This is a genomic window from Kribbella sp. NPDC056345, from assembly GCF_042262745.1.
Taxonomy (GTDB): domain Bacteria; phylum Actinomycetota; class Actinomycetes; order Propionibacteriales; family Kribbellaceae; genus Kribbella.
Genome location: NZ_JBHJQQ010000004.1, coordinates 489,113 through 504,118, shown reverse-complemented (window position 1 = coordinate 504,118; position 15,006 = coordinate 489,113). Strand labels below are relative to the sequence as shown.

14 protein-coding genes are annotated in these 15,006 nt (G+C 68.4%); 1 reads left to right on the top strand and 13 read right to left on the bottom strand.

Translation table 11 applies throughout. The annotated features are described in order from the left end of the window. Window positions 1-580: 580 nt before the first annotated feature. The 10 genes from ACFCV3_RS17345 to ACFCV3_RS17300 are packed head-to-tail and all read right to left on the bottom strand — an operon-like array spanning window position 581 to window position 9,312. Window positions 581-1,405, bottom strand: coding sequence for an alpha/beta hydrolase (locus tag ACFCV3_RS17345; protein ID WP_376030985.1), 825 nt, complete (start codon window positions 1,403-1,405; stop codon window positions 581-583). Beyond that, window positions 1,402-1,851, bottom strand: a complete 450-nt coding sequence (locus ACFCV3_RS17340) for a GNAT family N-acetyltransferase (protein WP_376030984.1) — start codon at window positions 1,849-1,851, stop codon at window positions 1,402-1,404. The genes ACFCV3_RS17345 and ACFCV3_RS17340 overlap by 4 nt, the downstream gene beginning before the upstream one ends. Next, window positions 1,848-2,903 (bottom strand): tRNA (adenosine(37)-N6)-threonylcarbamoyltransferase complex transferase subunit TsaD, encoded by a 1,056-nt coding sequence (gene tsaD, locus ACFCV3_RS17335; RefSeq protein ID WP_376030983.1) that lies wholly within the window; start codon window positions 2,901-2,903, stop codon window positions 1,848-1,850. The genes ACFCV3_RS17340 and tsaD overlap by 4 nt, the downstream gene beginning before the upstream one ends. Then, window positions 2,900-3,325, bottom strand: coding sequence for a GNAT family N-acetyltransferase (locus tag ACFCV3_RS17330; RefSeq protein WP_376030982.1), 426 nt, complete (start codon window positions 3,323-3,325; stop codon window positions 2,900-2,902). Before ACFCV3_RS17330 ends, tsaD begins: the two co-directional genes overlap by 4 nt. A 20-nt stretch (window positions 3,326-3,345) precedes the next feature. Continuing rightward, window positions 3,346-4,170, bottom strand: coding sequence for a tRNA (adenosine(37)-N6)-threonylcarbamoyltransferase complex dimerization subunit type 1 TsaB (gene tsaB / locus ACFCV3_RS17325; RefSeq protein ID WP_376030981.1), 825 nt, complete (start codon window positions 4,168-4,170; stop codon window positions 3,346-3,348). A gap of 1 nt (window position 4,171) precedes the next feature. Next, complete coding sequence (tsaE, locus tag ACFCV3_RS17320; protein ID WP_376030980.1) at window positions 4,172-5,098, bottom strand: tRNA (adenosine(37)-N6)-threonylcarbamoyltransferase complex ATPase subunit type 1 TsaE; 927 nt, start codon at window positions 5,096-5,098, stop codon at window positions 4,172-4,174. 8 nt (window positions 5,099-5,106) lie between these two features. Further along, window positions 5,107-6,219: an alpha/beta fold hydrolase gene (locus ACFCV3_RS17315; protein WP_376030979.1), complete on the bottom strand. Its 1,113-nt coding sequence runs from the start codon at window positions 6,217-6,219 to the stop codon at window positions 5,107-5,109. Window positions 6,220-6,222: 3 nt separating this feature from the next. Beyond that, entirely contained in the window at window positions 6,223-7,401 is a 1,179-nt protein-coding gene (gene alr / locus ACFCV3_RS17310) for an alanine racemase (RefSeq protein ID WP_376030978.1), read from the bottom strand. 15 nt (window positions 7,402-7,416) lie between these two features. Beyond that, complete coding sequence (locus ACFCV3_RS17305; protein WP_376030977.1) at window positions 7,417-8,058, bottom strand: HAD family hydrolase; 642 nt, start codon at window positions 8,056-8,058, stop codon at window positions 7,417-7,419. 39 nt (window positions 8,059-8,097) lie between these two features. Next, on the bottom strand, window positions 8,098-9,312 hold the full coding sequence (locus ACFCV3_RS17300; protein ID WP_376030976.1) for a hypothetical protein: 1,215 nt from the start codon (window positions 9,310-9,312) through the stop codon (window positions 8,098-8,100). Window positions 9,313-9,564: 252 nt separating this feature from the next. On the opposite strand from ACFCV3_RS17300, the gene ACFCV3_RS17295 reads away from it, so the two are divergent. Further along, entirely contained in the window at window positions 9,565-10,335 is a 771-nt protein-coding gene (locus tag ACFCV3_RS17295) for an META domain-containing protein (RefSeq protein ID WP_376030975.1), read from the top strand. On the opposite strand, the gene ACFCV3_RS17290 is transcribed toward ACFCV3_RS17295, so the two are convergent. Genes ACFCV3_RS17290 through ACFCV3_RS17280 form a run of 3 tightly spaced genes read right to left on the bottom strand, consistent with a single transcriptional unit; the run spans window position 10,319 to window position 14,994 of the window. Beyond that, window positions 10,319-13,195 (bottom strand): sugar-binding protein, encoded by a 2,877-nt coding sequence (locus tag ACFCV3_RS17290; protein ID WP_376030974.1) that lies wholly within the window; start codon window positions 13,193-13,195, stop codon window positions 10,319-10,321. The two genes, ACFCV3_RS17295 and ACFCV3_RS17290, sit on opposite strands and share 17 nt — an antisense overlap. Window positions 13,196-13,243: 48 nt before the next feature. Next, window positions 13,244-14,641 carry an NAD(P)H-hydrate dehydratase gene (locus tag ACFCV3_RS17285; RefSeq protein WP_376030973.1) on the bottom strand — a complete coding sequence of 466 codons (1,398 nt, stop codon included), beginning with the start codon at window positions 14,639-14,641 and terminating at the stop codon, window positions 13,244-13,246. A 2-nt stretch (window positions 14,642-14,643) separates the two neighbouring features. Then, the gene (locus ACFCV3_RS17280; RefSeq protein WP_376030972.1) at window positions 14,644-14,994 is read right to left on the bottom strand and encodes a holo-ACP synthase; all 351 of its coding nucleotides are present in this window, start codon (window positions 14,992-14,994) and stop codon (window positions 14,644-14,646) included. Window positions 14,995-15,006: the final 12 nt, after the last annotated feature.

The window sequence follows — 15,006 nt, the reverse complement described above, 5'->3', positions numbered from 1 at the left end:
ACCGCTTACCTGGGGCCCAAGCGGCAACACCGCCCCAGGTCTTCACCTCTCCACCCCGGCGCCCTCCTCCGCGCGCGCCTTCCCCGCGCCACCCCCTCCCCCGCGCTGCGGCCACACCACTCGGGGCAGCTCTCAGCCCCTGCCCGGACACCCGTCTTCGAGCGGCCCGACCTCTGGGCCCCGCGCCTCAAGTGACCGGACCCCAGGCCCATCACAACTGCCCGTCGGCCCCTCCACCCCCGCTCCGGCCGTCGTCGCGCCCGAAATTGTGATGGCGTGGCGGTCCGCCCCGCGCACCCAACCACCCACCCAGCACGCGGTCGAAGCACGCACAAAGCAGCCCACCACACCCACCTCAAGCCGTCTCGACCACCCGTGCACGCAGGACGTGGTTGAGGGGCGCACAAGGCGCCGCGCTTACGCCGGGCGCGGGGTGAGCGCTCGTGCGCGGGATGCGGTCGGTCGTGCGCACGGGATGCGGTCGGTCGTGGGTGCGGGATGCGGTTGCTCGTGTGCACCGGATGCGGTCGGTCGTGCGTGGGGGATGTGGTTGGTGGGGGGCTCGCGGCTGGGGGGTGGGTTAGGGGGTGGTGGTGTTGTTGGGGGTGGGGTGGTTGGTGCGGAAGCGTTGGCGGACTGGCGTGCCTAGGCGGATTCGGGCTAGATGGAGGACGGCTTTCGCAGTGGAGGTTTGCGGCGCGGTCTCGGGCCACTCCCAGTCTCCGCCGCGTGTACCACTCTCCGGCGCGTGATACTCCGGGGCGTCGGTTGCCCACGGGGTGGTGGCGGGTTCGGGGGAGCCGGGGGCGGTCAGCGCTTGGTGGGTGAAGGTGGTGACCAGGGTGGTCCAGTCGGTGGGGCGGTGGAGCATGGCGTGGGTTTCACCGGGGAGGAGGACGACGGTGACTGGGGTGCCGGCGGTGCGGAGGCGGTTGGCGTAGGCGCGGGTTTCGGCTGGGGAGGTGACGGTGTCGTCGTTGCCGTGGGCAAACATCACGGGCGGACGCAGGGTGGTGAGCGGTTCGTTTGCGGGCAGCCAGGGGGCTAGGCCGAGGACGCCGGCCACGCGCGGGTGAGCGCCGGCGGCGACGACTGTGCGGCCGCCCATCGAGTGGCCGATCAGTACGACGCGCTCGATCAGCGACGGTAGTTCGTCGAGGACCGCGCGGAGGTCGGCCGCGGGATCGCCTGCGTCGTTCCAGCCGCGGTAGCGGTAGCGCATCAGGCCGACGGCTGCCGATGGGACTGCCGTGCGCAGAGCTGCGGCGAAGGGCCACATGCGAAGGATGGGGCCTCGCCACAGGTGCGGGTTCTTGCGCGAGTTTTCGTAGCCGCCGTGGGCCAGCAGGACCAGATCCGTTGCACCCGGCGGATTCCAGAGGAGGTCGACGCCGGGTCGTCTCACTGTTCGCCGTACAGCTCGGCCGGGTCCCGGCGGATGACCATCATGGTGGTCAGGTCGGGCAGCTCCTTGAAGCCGTACTGACGGTAGAGCTCGTGTGCGTCCCTCGTCGCCAGCATCACGCGCCGCATGCCCTTCAGCTCCGGATGCTCGAGCAGCGACGTCACCACGAACTTCCCGAGCCCATGCCCGCGGTACTCCGGCAGCACGAACACATCCGCGATCCACGCGAACGTCGCCCGATCCGTCGCCGCCCGCGCGAACGCGACCAGCTCCCCGTCCGACGTGTACACGCCGACATTCAGCGACCCCTCGATCGCCCGCGCCACCACGTCACGCGGTACGCCGGGCGACCAGTACGCCGTACTGAGGAAGCCGTGCACGACGTCCACATCGATGCGCGCCGGATCGTCGTCGGCCTCGAAACCATCCCGGTGGGACCACTTCACTTGTTCAGCACCTCCGTGATCGGCATCGACGAGTCGGCCGGCAGACCCAGCGGCGACGGCGTTTTGCCGGCCCGCACCAATTCGGATCCCAGTGCCGCGACCATCGCACCGTTGTCGGTACACAGGCCAGGACGCGGGACCCGTACGGCGATTCCGGCCGCGGCGCACCGTTCTTCGGCCATCTGGCGGAGCCGGGAGTTCGCTGCGACACCGCCACCGATCAGCAGGTGCTCGTAACCGCGGTCCTTGCAGGCGTCGATCGCCTTGCGGGTCAGCACATCGCAGACCGCCTCCTGGAACGCGGCCGCGATGTGGTTCACCGGGACGTCCTCGCCGTCACGCCGGCGCGATTCGACCCAGCGCGCGACGGCGGTCTTCAAACCGGAGAAGGAGAAGTCGAACCGGTGCCGCTCGAGATCGCGCTGCGAGGTGAGTCCGCGCGGGAACCGCACATACAGCCGGTCGCCGCCGTCACGAGCCGCTTTGTCGATATACGGACCACCGGGGAACGGCAGCCCCAGCACGCGCGCCACCTTGTCGAACGCCTCACCCGCGGCGTCATCGATGGTGCTGCCCATCGGCTGCACGCCCTCGGTGATGTCCTCGACCGCGAGCAGCGACGAGTGCCCGCCGGATACCAGCATCGCGATCGCACCCTTCGGCAGATCGCCGTGCTCGAGGGTGTCGACGGCAACATGCGCGGCCAGGTGATTGACGCCGTACAAGGGTTTGTCCAGCGACAGCGCCAGGCCCTTCGCGGCCGCGACACCGACGAGCAGTGCACCGGCCAGGCCGGGTCCGCTGGTGACGGCGACCGCGTCGACGTCGGTCGGCTTGATCCCGGCGGTCTCGCAGGCGCGCCGGATGGTCGGCACCATCGCCTCGAGATGCGCCCGGCTGGCCACCTCCGGTACGACGCCGCCGAACCGCGCATGCTCCTCGACACTGGACGCGATCGCGTCGGCGAGCAACGTCTGCCCGCGCACGATGCCGACCCCGGTCTCGTCACACGACGTCTCGATCCCGAGGATCAGAGGTTCTGTCTTGCTCACGCTGTCTCCCGCCACCGCATGATCACCGCATCTTCGCCACCGGCGTAGTACCCGCGCCGCCGGCTGATCTCGTCGAACCCGAACCCGCCGTACAGACCGATCGCCGACTCGTTGCCCGCGGCAACCTCCAGCAGAACCGTCCGCCCGGCGCACCGCGCGAGCGCGGCCGTCATCAACTGCCGCCCGATCCCGGTACGCCGTTCGCCCGGCGCCACCGCGATCCGCAACAACTCCACCACATCCACCTCAACCGCCGGCACCAGCAACACGAGATACCCAGCCAGGGCACCTTCGTCCGCGACGAGAATCACCCGATCCTCAGCCAGCCGCTCGAACTCACCTTCCCAAGCGACGCGACTCCAGGCCTCCAGCCCGAAGCACACCTCATCCAGCTCCACAATCCCCGGCAAGTCGCCAACCACAGCCGGCCGAATAGCCGGTCTCACTTGGTCAACACACTCTTGGGCCCACCCGACATGGTGACATCAGGCCGCCGCAGATAAAGCGGGTCAGGAGCAACAATCTCCAGAGTCCCGAGCGCAACCCCACGAGCAAGCACTTCCGCCGAAGGATATTCCACAACGAACTGCGCTGAGGGGGATGAGGAGTCCCCCGCAAGCCCATCCCCCGTGGCTGAGGCCGCCGCCCCGGACTGTGCTGAGGGGGACGACGCGCCGAGCCCCTCGCCGGTGGCTGGGGTGGTGGGGTTGGGCGCTTGCGCATTGGCTGGGGGTGCTCCAGCGGAGGCGGGGATGCCCAGTGCGTCGGCGTACAGGACTGCTCCTCGGCCGATGACTGGGAGGCCTGAGAGGACGTGGGCTACGTTGGCTGGTTTGTCTACGGCTGGGCCTTCCAGGCGGCGGCGGGTGCCGTTGGGGGCGGGGCCGTCGTAGAGCGCCCAGTAGATCTCTTTGCGGCGGGCGTCGGTGGCTACGGCTACCGGGGATGCCAACTCGGACTGGTGGGCGAGGATGTCGAGGCTGCAGACTCCTGCTACCTCGATGCCCAGCACGTCGGCCATGGTGCGGGCGGTGACTAGTCCTACGCGTAGTCCGGTGAACGGGCCAGGGCCTACGCCTACTGCGATGCGGGTCAGGTCTCGGGCGGTGCAGCCTGCCTCGGCTAGGGCGGCGGCGATGGCGGGGGCGAGGAGTTCGCCGTGACGGAGGGCGTCGACTGTGGTCGACGAGGCGACGACCGCGCCGGTGACCGGGTCGGCGATGGCGACGGTGACGGCGGCACTTGAGGTGTCGAAGGCAAGCAGCATGTCAGTTCTTCTCCAGTACCGAGATCCGTACGCCGGACGCCGCCCAGCGCGGTCCCACCGGGATGATCCGCAGCTCACGGGTCTCGTCGGTGTCGTCGTCGCCGCGGGTCACGACGATGTCGAGCCGGTCCGGTGCCAGCGCCTCGGCAAGCCCGTGACCCCATTCGACCACCGTGACGGCGTCGTCCAGACTCGCATCCAGGTCGAGGTCGTCCAGCTCAGCAAACCCACCGAGCCGATAAGCGTCCACGTGCACCAACGCCGGTCCACCACTCAGCGACGGATGCACCCGCGAGATCACGAAGGTCGGCGACGTGATGTCACCCCGCACCTTCAACCCAGCACCCAGCCCCTGCGTGAACGTCGTCTTCCCGGCCCCGAGATCACCGGACAGCACCAGTACGTCGCCCGCCCGCAACTGCCCGGCCAGCTCCTCACCGATCGCCCGCATCTCCTCAGCCGTCGGCACGGTCCGCTCCACCGGCATCGCCTTGGCGTAGATCAGGTTCTGCCCCTGCTGCTCGACCACCGAATACCCACGCCGGCGCCAGAACTCCACGGTGTCCGGCAACTCGACCCGCGCAACCAACCGCACCCGCGCGAGCCCACGCCGTACCGCGACTTCTTCGGCGCACCCGACCATCGCCGACGCGACCCCACGACCCTGATGCCGCGGGTCGACCGAGACCCGGCGCAGCACCAGCACATCACCCGACACCTCGAACAGCACCGCCCCCGCCGGCGCCCCGTCGATGCGAACCAGCAGACCGCCGTACTGCGCGATCGCCGCCGCCACCGTGGTCGCGTTCTCGCTCAACGCCGTGGACGGCGGATCGAGCACCCGGCGGGAGGAAAAAGCGTGGTGAATCACCGTGACGATCTCGTCCACGTGCTCGGACGTCGCGTCAACGACATGCAGGTCGGTCATGCTTCACATCATTCCAGGGAGAGTTCGGCTCGCTCGATCATCCCAAGAAGGGCGGCGGTGAACTCACGGTGGTGCTCGACCAGGCCGAGGTGACCGCAGTTGCGAACCTCGACGAGCTCGGCGCCGGGGACCCGGCGGACGATCTCCTCGGCGTGCGCGAACGGGGTGAGTGCGTCCTTGTCGCCGCCGATCACCACGCACTCGACCTTCTGCAGCGGCTCGAGGGAGGCGTACTTGTCGTGCAGCGCGAAGATCGGGTAGAAGTCCGCGATCACCGAGATCGGGGTCGCCGCGATCATCTCGTTCACGAATTCGGTGAACGCCGGTGGCACCTCGGAGCCGAACGCGTACTGCCGGGTCAGCAGATAGCTGATGTCCGTCCCCGCCTTCCGCCCCCGCTCGACCGCATCCGGGACCCGGGCCAGCGCGGACACCGTCGGGAGCGCGAGTTTCCGCAACCACCGGCCGGGCAGTCCCGGCAGGATGATCGGCACGTCGTCCAGCTGCCCCGCACTCGTCGAGCACAGTCCGACGCCGATGATCCGGTCCCCGAAGAGCTCCGGGTACTGGTCGGCGAGCGCCATGATCGTCATCCCGCCCATCGAGTGCCCGACCAGAATCACCGGACCCGTCGGTGCGTACTCCGAGATGATCCCGTGCAGATCGCGCCCGAGCTGGTCGATGCTGATGTTCTCCTTGGGCGATCGCCCCGACCGCCCGTGCGACCGCTGGTCGTAGAACACCATCTTGCCGATTCCGGCGAGATCGCGGCGCTCGAAGTGCCAGAGGTCCATGTTCAGCCCGTACCCGTGCGCGAACACCACCGTCAGATCCTCCGGCGGCAACGGCAACTTCCGCCCAAAACGTTTCTTCGGCGGCGGCGCCGGTCGCCGGGACCGCTTCAGCTCGTCGACCTCGACGTACAACTCGACACCGTCGTCAGCGGTGAAAACATGCGGAGTGCCACGCAGGGAACCGAACGGCTCCGCCTCCAACTGCGCACGCTGACCGGACCGGCGTCCGATGACCGTGCGCTCGACCGCAACTCCGGCGGCCGCACCGGCGGCCAGCACTCCGACCGCGGCTCCGATGAGGCCAGCGGTCCGTCCTGCCTTCGACATCTCCTACTCCTCGACCGCAGCACTGTCGATGTAGCGCCGCGGGATCCGCGGCCCGAGCCGGGTGACGATCTCGTAGTTGATCGTGTGCGCGGCGTCGGCCCAGTCGTCGACGGTCGGCTCCCCCGCCGTCCCTGGCCCGAACAGCACGACCTCGTCCCCGGCCGCGACGTCGTCGTCCTCGAGGTTCACCACGCACTGGTCCATGCAGATCCGGCCGACCACACTGCGGCGCCCACCGGCCGACTGCACGGGGGCACCGTTCGACGCGTGCCGCGGCAGACCGTCGCCGTACCCGAGCGGGATCAGCCCGAGCGTCGACGGCCGCGGCGCCGTCCAGGTCAGTCCGTACGAAACTCCCACACCGGACGGCACCCGCTTCACCATCGCGAGCCGCGCCTTCAGCGTCATCGCGGGCCGCAGGCCAAGCTCGCTCGCGCTCAGTGCGTGCCCGAACGGCGAGAGCCCGTACGTCGCGACGCCCGGCCGAACGAGGTTGAAATGGGTCTCGGGGAGCTTCAGCGTGGCACCGGAATTCGCCAAGTGCTTGAACTCGGCCTCTACCCCGAAAGACTCGGCCACCTCGATCGCCTCGAGGAACGTCGCCAGCTGCGCCTCGTTGATCGCGCTCTTCGGCTCGTCCGACTGCGCCAGGTGCGACCAGATGCCCTTGATCTCGATCCGCCCGGCGGCCTGCTCCCGCAGCGCCGCGCGGATCAACGCCGGCCACTCCTCCGGTACGGCGCCGCCCCGGCTCATGCCCGTGTCGATCTTCAGGTGCACCCGGGCCGGGCGGTCGTCGACCGCGGCAGCCAGCTCGTCGATCTCCCAGGGCGCACCCGCGGACAGGTCGATCCCGGTTTCGATCGCCTCGGCCAGCGGCTCACCCGGAGTAGTCAGCCAGCAGAAGATCGGACCGGTGTCACCGGCGTCCCGCAGCGCGAGCGCTTCCTCCAGAACGGCCGCACCGATCCAGTCCGCACCGGCGGCGCGAGCGGCCTGGGCGACCGGCACGATGCCGTGCCCGTACCCGTCGGCCTTGACCACCGTCATCAGCTGCGCACCCTCGGCACGGTCACGCAGCGTGGCCACATTGTGCCGGATCGCGGCCAGGTCGACGATCGCCTCCGCGCGCGTCGGACGCTCGCGAGGCGGGTGGCTACCGGGTGACTGGTGAGTAGGCATAGCCCTCCCAGTGTCTCAGGCCGCCGCGATCAATCCCGGCAGGGATGTCATCTTGTGGAAAACTTGACGCGCGTCGGCGAGCTTCGCGGGGTCCGTCATCCCCGCGTAGCCGAAGACCGTCATACCGGCCGCGTTGGCGGCGGCGACGCCGAGTGGGCTGTCCTCGACCACGACGCAGTCAGCCGGTTGCACGCCCAGGGTGGCGGCCGCGTGCAGGAACAGATCGGGCGCGGGTTTGCCGTGCGCGACGTCCTCGGCACTGAAGATTCTGCCCGCGAACCGGTCCAGGAAACCGACCGTGGTCAGCGCCAGCCGGATCCGCTGGTGGGTCCCCGAGGACGCGAGACAGTACGGCGTACCGGTCGCGTCGAGCTCGTCGAGGACGTCCTCGACCCCCTCGATCGCCTGCAGGTTCGCGAACCCGTCGAACAGCCGCTGGTGGTACCGATCCTCGAGCTCGGCCGGTAACGCCCGCCCGAGCCGGGCCTCGGCCTTCGCCCGCATCGACTTCATGCTCCCGCCCATGAAGTCCCGTACTGCTTCGTCGAACGTGTACGGCAGTCCCGCCTCGGTCAGCAGCTCGGCCAGGATCGTGTTGGCCAGCCGCTCCGAGTCCACCAGTACGCCGTCGTTGTCGAAAATCACCAAACCGGTCACGCAGGAGACCCTACGCAACCGGTCTGACGGCCTAGGTCCTCAGCTCTCCTGGATCTCGAAAGCGTTGAACGTGAAGCGCTGCTTGGTGTTGTTGGTGGAGACGACCTCGACGCCGTAATCCACCTGCCAGGTCGTGGAGTTGGCGGGGATCCACTTGCGCGCCTCGAGGTCCTTGAAGAAGGCCTGCAGCGGCATGGTTCCGGAGGTCTGGGTGTTGACGGACTTGTAGGTGAAGATGCCGCCGGGCTTGGTGTTACCGCCGGCCTTCCAGACCTCGTACGCGTGGCCGCCGATCGTCGTCGTACCGATCTTGGAACCGGCCGGGGTCTGGCCGTGGTTCTGCGTCCAGATCATCAGCTCGTTCTCGAAGCCCTCGTTGATCCAGACGTCGAAGGCGATGTTGTAGATGCAGCCGGCACAGTCCGGCGCGGTCGCGGCGAACTTGGCGGACTGGATCCTGGCCAGCGGGAAGTCGTCGTAATCCTTGTGCACATTCGGATACGCCTGTACGCCGTTGTCGCCCGGCCGCGACTGGGTGACGTCCTCGTACCACCTGTTGTAGTTGCAGACGGCCATCGTGTACGTGCCGTTGTGGTTGTTCCACATGTTGTTGTGGACGTAGTACTGGCCGTAAGTCCGGCCCTCACCCTGGTTGCCGGTCGCCGTGGTGGTCCACGTCGGCTTGGTGCAGGTCTGGCCCGGGTTGCTGGTCGGCTGCGTACTCGTGGGGGTGGTGGTCGGCTTCGGTGTGACCGTGGGCTTCGGGGTCACTGTTGGCTTCGGTGTGACGGTCGGCGGCTTGGTAGGCGTCGGTGCAGTGGTCGGCGGCTTGGGCGTCGGGGGCTGCGCCGGCGCGGCGACGAAGTCGTAGTGCGCGGTGTAGCGCAGCCGTGTCCCGTCGCGATAGCTCTTGCCGTCGCGCCGCACGGCGTGCAGCCGGTAGCTCTTGTCGGTGGTTTTCGCGGGGTCGATCGACAGCTGCGCGGGTCCGGAGGCGATCGCGGTGATCGCGACCGGCTTCTTGCCGAAGCCGTGCAGGACGGTGCAGCCGGAGTACTTGTCGAGGACACAGCTCTCGACGCGTCCGACGCTCGGGAGGGTGGTGACCGTGCTGTCCGTGGCGCTGGTGGTGCTCGCGACGACGGGGTTCTCCTTGGCTGCCTGAACGGCGATCGGGACAGCGACCAGCGCGACCAGAGCAAGGAAGACCGCCGGGACGACCAGTCGGCGCCGGGCAGTTCGGGTGGGGGGCATGCGTAACGATCCTTCGTCTGTCGACGAGCCGGCACTGTGTTGCCCCAGCACTTACAGCATCGGCCCTACCTGTTGCGGTTGGATCCCCAGTGGGACCGGCGCTGCCGGCCGTGGTCTGTCAGCGCGCCGACGTTATCCAACCGTGACCTGATGCGCTACCCCCAACCGAGGGGTTCCACCGACTTTACGCGCCCTTGACGCTTCGACAGCCTGCAACGCGGCGCTCACCTTCCGCGTCCCTACAGTGTGAAGATGCGGATGACTGCCCTCGCCGGAGCCGGCCTCCTCCTGCTCGGACTCGCCGCCTGCGGGAACGAGTCGGCCGCCGGAGGAACACTGACCGGCAAGACCTACCTGTCGACCTCCATCACCCAGGAGGGTGACGGCCCGCCACCGTCGCCGGACACTCGCGTGCGACTGAACTTCACCGACGACGGCCGGTTGATCGCCGACGCCGGCTGCAACACGATGCAGGCCCCGGTGTCGACCGCCAACGGCAAGATCACGCTGAAGGACCCGCCGGCCATGACCGCCATGGGTTGCCCGGGCCGCGAGCAGCTGGACAGCTGGTTGAGCAACCTGCTGCAGAGCAAGCCGACCTGGCAGCTCTCCGGGAACACCCTCACCGTCGTCTCCGGCGGTACGACGATTGCGTTCACCGACCGCGAGATCGTCGAACCGGACGCCGCCATCGACGGCACCAAGTGGACGTTGAACGGCGTGATCGACTACGACTCGGTCGGACACCAGCAGGGCGCGGAGAAGGCCTGGATCACTTTCAACGGCGACCGGGTCACCGGCTTCACCGGCTGCAACGACCTGAACGGCAAGGTCGCGCGGGCCGGCAACACCATCACCTTCGGCGAACTGGCCGTCACCGACCGAGCGTGCGCCGAGGCTGAGGGCGCGATGCAAAAGGCGCTGGTCAACGGGCTCAAGGGCAAGATGACCTACAAGATCGACGCCGGCAATCTCACCCTCTCGACAGCTAACGCCGGTCTGACCTTCATCGCGGCCCGCTGAGCCGACGCGCGTTCAATGTGATGGCGAACGCTTGGACCTGGTCGGCTGCGGTCTCGTAGGAGATCAGCAGCCGGCCGTCCTGTGCCAGCTTCTGCCGCTGCGCCGCCGTGAGCGGGATCGACCACACCTGTGCGCCGCGAGTGATCTGCTGCTCGGCCTGCTTCACCAGGCGCCCACTCATGTCCGGAGCCCAGGGCGGGATTCCACCATCCGTCACCGCACAGGGCGTGAACGGGTCGCCGGTGCAACTGGTAGTCCAGACCGGGATCGCCCCGAGCTCACCAGTCGTCAGGAAGGCGCGGGCAGTCCCCTTCCCACGAGACGTGGTGACGATGTCCACGGCGTTACCCCGCAGAGCGGCGTACCGGATCTGCAGGTCTGTGCTGGGGACGCGTCCTGAGATCGGTACGCCGTTCTCTGCGGACTGGGCGATGGTCTGCGGGGACAGGGCGCCGTTGAGGTTCGGACTGGAGACATCCGGCGGCCCGGGGACGGTTGGCCGGTCGGCGGGTGGGGTGTACCCGGGGAGTGTCGCCAGACCCCAGCGGTACGGATCCGACTGCACGGAACCGAGTGCGGACCATCCGAGCCGAGTGCTCTGGTCGATGTGCCGCAGCGTCGTCGTACCAGGCGCTGAGGTGTCGTCGTTGTCGTACGGCGTGATGTTGAGCCCGAGCCGGGCCGGGTCGACCGCAGCCGGCAGTAGCGCGAGCGGGATCTTCACCTCGAGGTCGTAACCACCACCGGCGTACGCATGCGGGACGGTGGTCTCGTTGCTGCCCACCCACTGCGCAGTCGAGGCCACCTCGACACCTGGTGCGGGACCCTGTTTGTTGTCGGCGTCGCGCGACCAGCAGGGCTTACCGGTCTGGCTGAACGGGAAGATGCCGAGCTTGAACGTGTTGGCGGTGTCCATCAGCGACTGTGACGCCGTACCGCGGGGGTCCAGGAGGATCTCCACGGAGTCCGCCTGCCAGTGGCCAACACACTCCGCCGGTGTGACGGCGTACGACTGGTAGTCGTCGTTGACGTGGATGAAGAAGTACATCGCATCGTCCGACCAGCTGACCTTCGCTGTGCTGCCACAGTCGGCCGGACCGGTGCAGCCGGAGGCGCCTTGCCAGATGCGGTTCACGTCGAGCGTCGGGCCCGGGTACTCACCCGGTGCGGCCTTTCCGTCGACCGCTACTGCTGCCTGCGGGATCACTGTCGTTGGGACGAGGCTTAGCGTCAGGGTCTCGCTACCGGACGCCGTTCGGATCGGTATCGACACGTTCTGCTGCCCTGGGAGTGCAGTGTCGGTGTTGGTCAGTCTGAAGGTCACGGTGGTGTCGGAACCGGGCTGCAACGTGTACGGCTTGGAGGCGGCATCCAGAGTGAAGTTGGACGGCACCTCCAGCGACACCGCACCACTCTGCGGCTGAGCCGACCAGTTGTGTACTACGACCGGTACGTCGATGCTCTGCCCGATACCCATCGACTGGATCGCCTGCGACCGGCCGAGCCGATTCGCCTGCGGTGCAACGGTTTCCAGCCACTGGTCGTACTCCTGCCAGTTCCCCCACCGCTGGAAGCGCCCCTCGGCCGCAGCGACGATCCGTACGATGTTGTCCGTGTAGCCGGACGCCTTCGCTGTCGTGTAGTGCGCAGCGATCCGGGCGTTCTGGTCGACCGTCGCAGTGGCCGACGGGGTGACTGTGAAGGTCACATCGGCGCGTGAGCCGGACCGGACCTGCTTCGGCCCATCGGTCGCCCACCCCGCGGGCACTATGAGCTCGACCTTGCCTTTGGCGAGCTTTCCGCGCAGGTGCACAGTCGCCTGGAACGGCTCGCCCGCCACGTTGTAGAACCGCGAGAACGTCAAGTACTGCAAGGTCCCGAGTGGCAGCCCGCCTGGGTCCGGCTTCGTCGCCCCGAACAGGATGGCGTCGTCCAGGCCGGCCGCCGGACTGCTGTTCGGCTGGAACGGCACGAACGACTGCGTCATCGCGAACCGCGGGCACGCTGGTGCCGACGTCCCCTTGAACATCACCCGGCTCTGGGTCGGATACGCCGCCCGCCCCTCGTCGGCTACCTGCTGCCAGATCTTCGCCGTACCAGGTGGTTGGCCTTGCAGGTTCCCAGCCGGCCACGTGTACGGCGACGGGTAGCCGGTCCACACGCCGGCCACCGTGTCCAGGCCACTCGGGGTGAAGCCGGTGGTGCAGTTCGCGGCGGACGTCGTACCGCCTGTGCCCGCTGTGCTGCCGCCGGAGAACACCTTCTTCACCTGCCACGTGCTGAGCGCATGCGGTCCACGCAGCTGCTCAGGGAACCGCGTCGGGTCAGCCGCAGCCAGCACGCCCTCCCAGATCAGCCGCCCGGCCTGCTGGTGGTTGCCGTGGCCCGCAGCCAGCGTCGGAGTGAACCCGATGTAGATCTCCGGCTGCGTCTGCCGGATCACTCGAGTCACCCGGCGCAGAGTCTCTTCCTCATCCCAGAAGTACTGCGTCAGTGGCGCACTCTGGTTGTAGAAGAAGTCGATCCGGTCCAGGTTGAAGATGTCGACGGTCCCAGACCGGTAGTGCGCAACCCGGTCCTCGTTCTCCCGCCGTAGCCCGAGGTCCGGCCCCAGCTCGGTCCCGACCGCGTTCCCGCCGCCCTCACCCCGAGTCACCATGATCACGCCGCACTTGACGCCGTACCGCTGATGCCACACCCCGCACGGCCCGATGATGCTGGTGTCGTCATCCGGATGGGCCCACTCGCCCATCACATGGATCTTCGTCTGCGCATCGGCCACATAGGGCTTTGGCGCCGCCGAGGCCGGTAGCGGAGCGGCGATCAGTAGTGCGGCAACCAGCAGTGCGAAACGTTTCATCCGAGCACCTCCGGGCGGTGGGTGCATTCCTACCCACAACCCTGCGGCTCAAAGCAGAATCTGTCGAGTCACCTCGGGGAGTGCGGCCGCGACCTTCATTGCGGTGATCGGCCCATCGGCTGCAGCCAGCTGACCGGCTGCTGCGTGCAGGTAGGCCGCCACTGCTGCGGCCTCGAACTCCGGTACGCCGCCGGCCAGGAGGGAGCCGAGTAGTCCGGCGAGCACGTCGCCCGACCCTGCCGTTGCCAGCCAGGGTGTGGCGATCGGATTGACGTAGGCCGAGCCGTCTGGGGCAGCTACGACGGTGGTCGCGCCTTTGAGCAGTACGACGAGTTGGCGGTCTGCGGCGACCTCTCGGGCGTAGTGCAGCCGCCGTGCCTCGATCTCTTCGCGCGGTACGCCGATGAGCTGGCTGAGCTCACCTGCGTGCGGGGTGATCACGACGTAGCCGGCCCGGTCGGTGTCCAGGGCACCGATGCCACCTGCGTCGACGACCACTGGGAGGTCCTGCTGCTGGGTCACCCGGTCGAACAGCTCACGGTCCAGCGTCTCGTCGCTCAGTCCGGACCCGATGGCCCAGGCCTGCACACGCCCCTCGCCGACAACAACCTCGGGGTGCACGGCGAGCACGGCGTTGGCCACTGCGTCGGGCCCGACGTAGCGCAGCATCCCGAGGGGGCCGGCCAGCGCACCGGTGGTGGCGATGACCGCGGCACCCGGGTACTGCGTGGAGCCGGCGATCAGTCCGAGCACACCTCGCGAGTACTTGTCGGAGTGTGTGTCTGGGACCGGGTAGAGCGCGCGGACGTCGTGCGGCTGCAGGGACTGGACTGGCGCTTCCGGCGGGTCGAGGCCGATGTCGACCAGGTGCACGGGACCGCAGGCGGATGCGGCTGGGTCGACCAGGTGGCAGATCTTGTGGGTGCCGAAGGTGACCGTCAGCGCGGCGTGGACGTGTGGTTCCGGGGTTTCACCGGTGTCCACGTCGACGCCGGACGGGGTGTCGACGGCGACGATCGGGATGTGGTGGTCGGCAGCTCGGGTGACCGCATCCAGAGCGTCCGGGCGGAGACCCGGTCGGCCGCCGATCCCGACAATGCCGTCGACAACCACGTCGGCAGCCGGGATGTCGTCGGCCGAGCCGACCCGTCCACCGGCTGCTCGCAGCGCGGCCAGTCCCTCGGCGTGGGCGTGATCGGAGAGCAGCACCGCGATCACCTGGGCACCACGCCGGGCGAGGCGAGCACCGGCGTACAGGGCGTCACCGCCGTTGTCACCGGACCCGATCAGCAGCACCACGCGAGCGCCGTACGTGCGGCCGATGAAGTTGCCGATAGCAACGGCGAGCCCGCTGGCCGCGCGCTGCATCAGGGTGCCTTCCGGCAACCTCGCCATCAGCTCGGCCTCGGCGGTCCGGACCTGTTCGACGGTGTACGCGCGACGCATGCTCAGCCCTCCAGCACAACCACAGCGGAAGCGATCCCGGCATCGTGACTCAGGGACAGATGCATACTCTGCACCCCCAGCCGCGCAGCCTGCGCAGCCACCGTCCCCGTGATCTCCAGCCACGGCCGCCCGGTCTCGTCGGTCTGCACCTCGGCATCATGCCAATGCATCCCCGCCGGCGCCCCCAACGCCTTCGCCAACGCCTCCTTGGCCGCGAACCGAGCCGCCAACGAAGCCGGCGGCTTCACCGCCTCCACCGCCGTGAACACCCGATCCCGCAACCCCGGCGTCCGCTCCAACGTCTTCATGAACCGCTCCACGTCGACCACATCAATCCCCACGCCGACGATCATGCCGCCACACTA

Excerpts from the sequence above, each read along its gene's own strand:
- tsaB (WP_376030981.1), bottom strand. The coding sequence starts at position 4,170 with ATGCTGCTTGCCTTCGACACCTCAAGTGCCGCCGTCACCGTCGCCATC.
- tsaE (WP_376030980.1), bottom strand. The coding sequence starts at position 5,098 with ATGACCGACCTGCATGTCGTTGACGCGACGTCCGAGCACGTGGACGAG.
- ACFCV3_RS17315 (WP_376030979.1), bottom strand. The coding sequence starts at position 6,219 with ATGTCGAAGGCAGGACGGACCGCTGGCCTCATCGGAGCCGCGGTCGGA.
- alr (WP_376030978.1), bottom strand. The coding sequence starts at position 7,401 with ATGCCTACTCACCAGTCACCCGGTAGCCACCCGCCTCGCGAGCGTCCG.
- ACFCV3_RS17300 (WP_376030976.1), bottom strand. The coding sequence starts at position 9,312 with ATGCCCCCCACCCGAACTGCCCGGCGCCGACTGGTCGTCCCGGCGGTC.
- ACFCV3_RS17295 (WP_376030975.1), top strand. The coding sequence starts at position 9,565 with ATGCGGATGACTGCCCTCGCCGGAGCCGGCCTCCTCCTGCTCGGACTC.
- ACFCV3_RS17290 (WP_376030974.1), bottom strand. The coding sequence starts at position 13,195 with ATGAAACGTTTCGCACTGCTGGTTGCCGCACTACTGATCGCCGCTCCG.
- ACFCV3_RS17285 (WP_376030973.1), bottom strand. The coding sequence starts at position 14,641 with ATGCGTCGCGCGTACACCGTCGAACAGGTCCGGACCGCCGAGGCCGAG.
- ACFCV3_RS17280 (WP_376030972.1), bottom strand. The coding sequence starts at position 14,994 with ATGATCGTCGGCGTGGGGATTGATGTGGTCGACGTGGAGCGGTTCATG.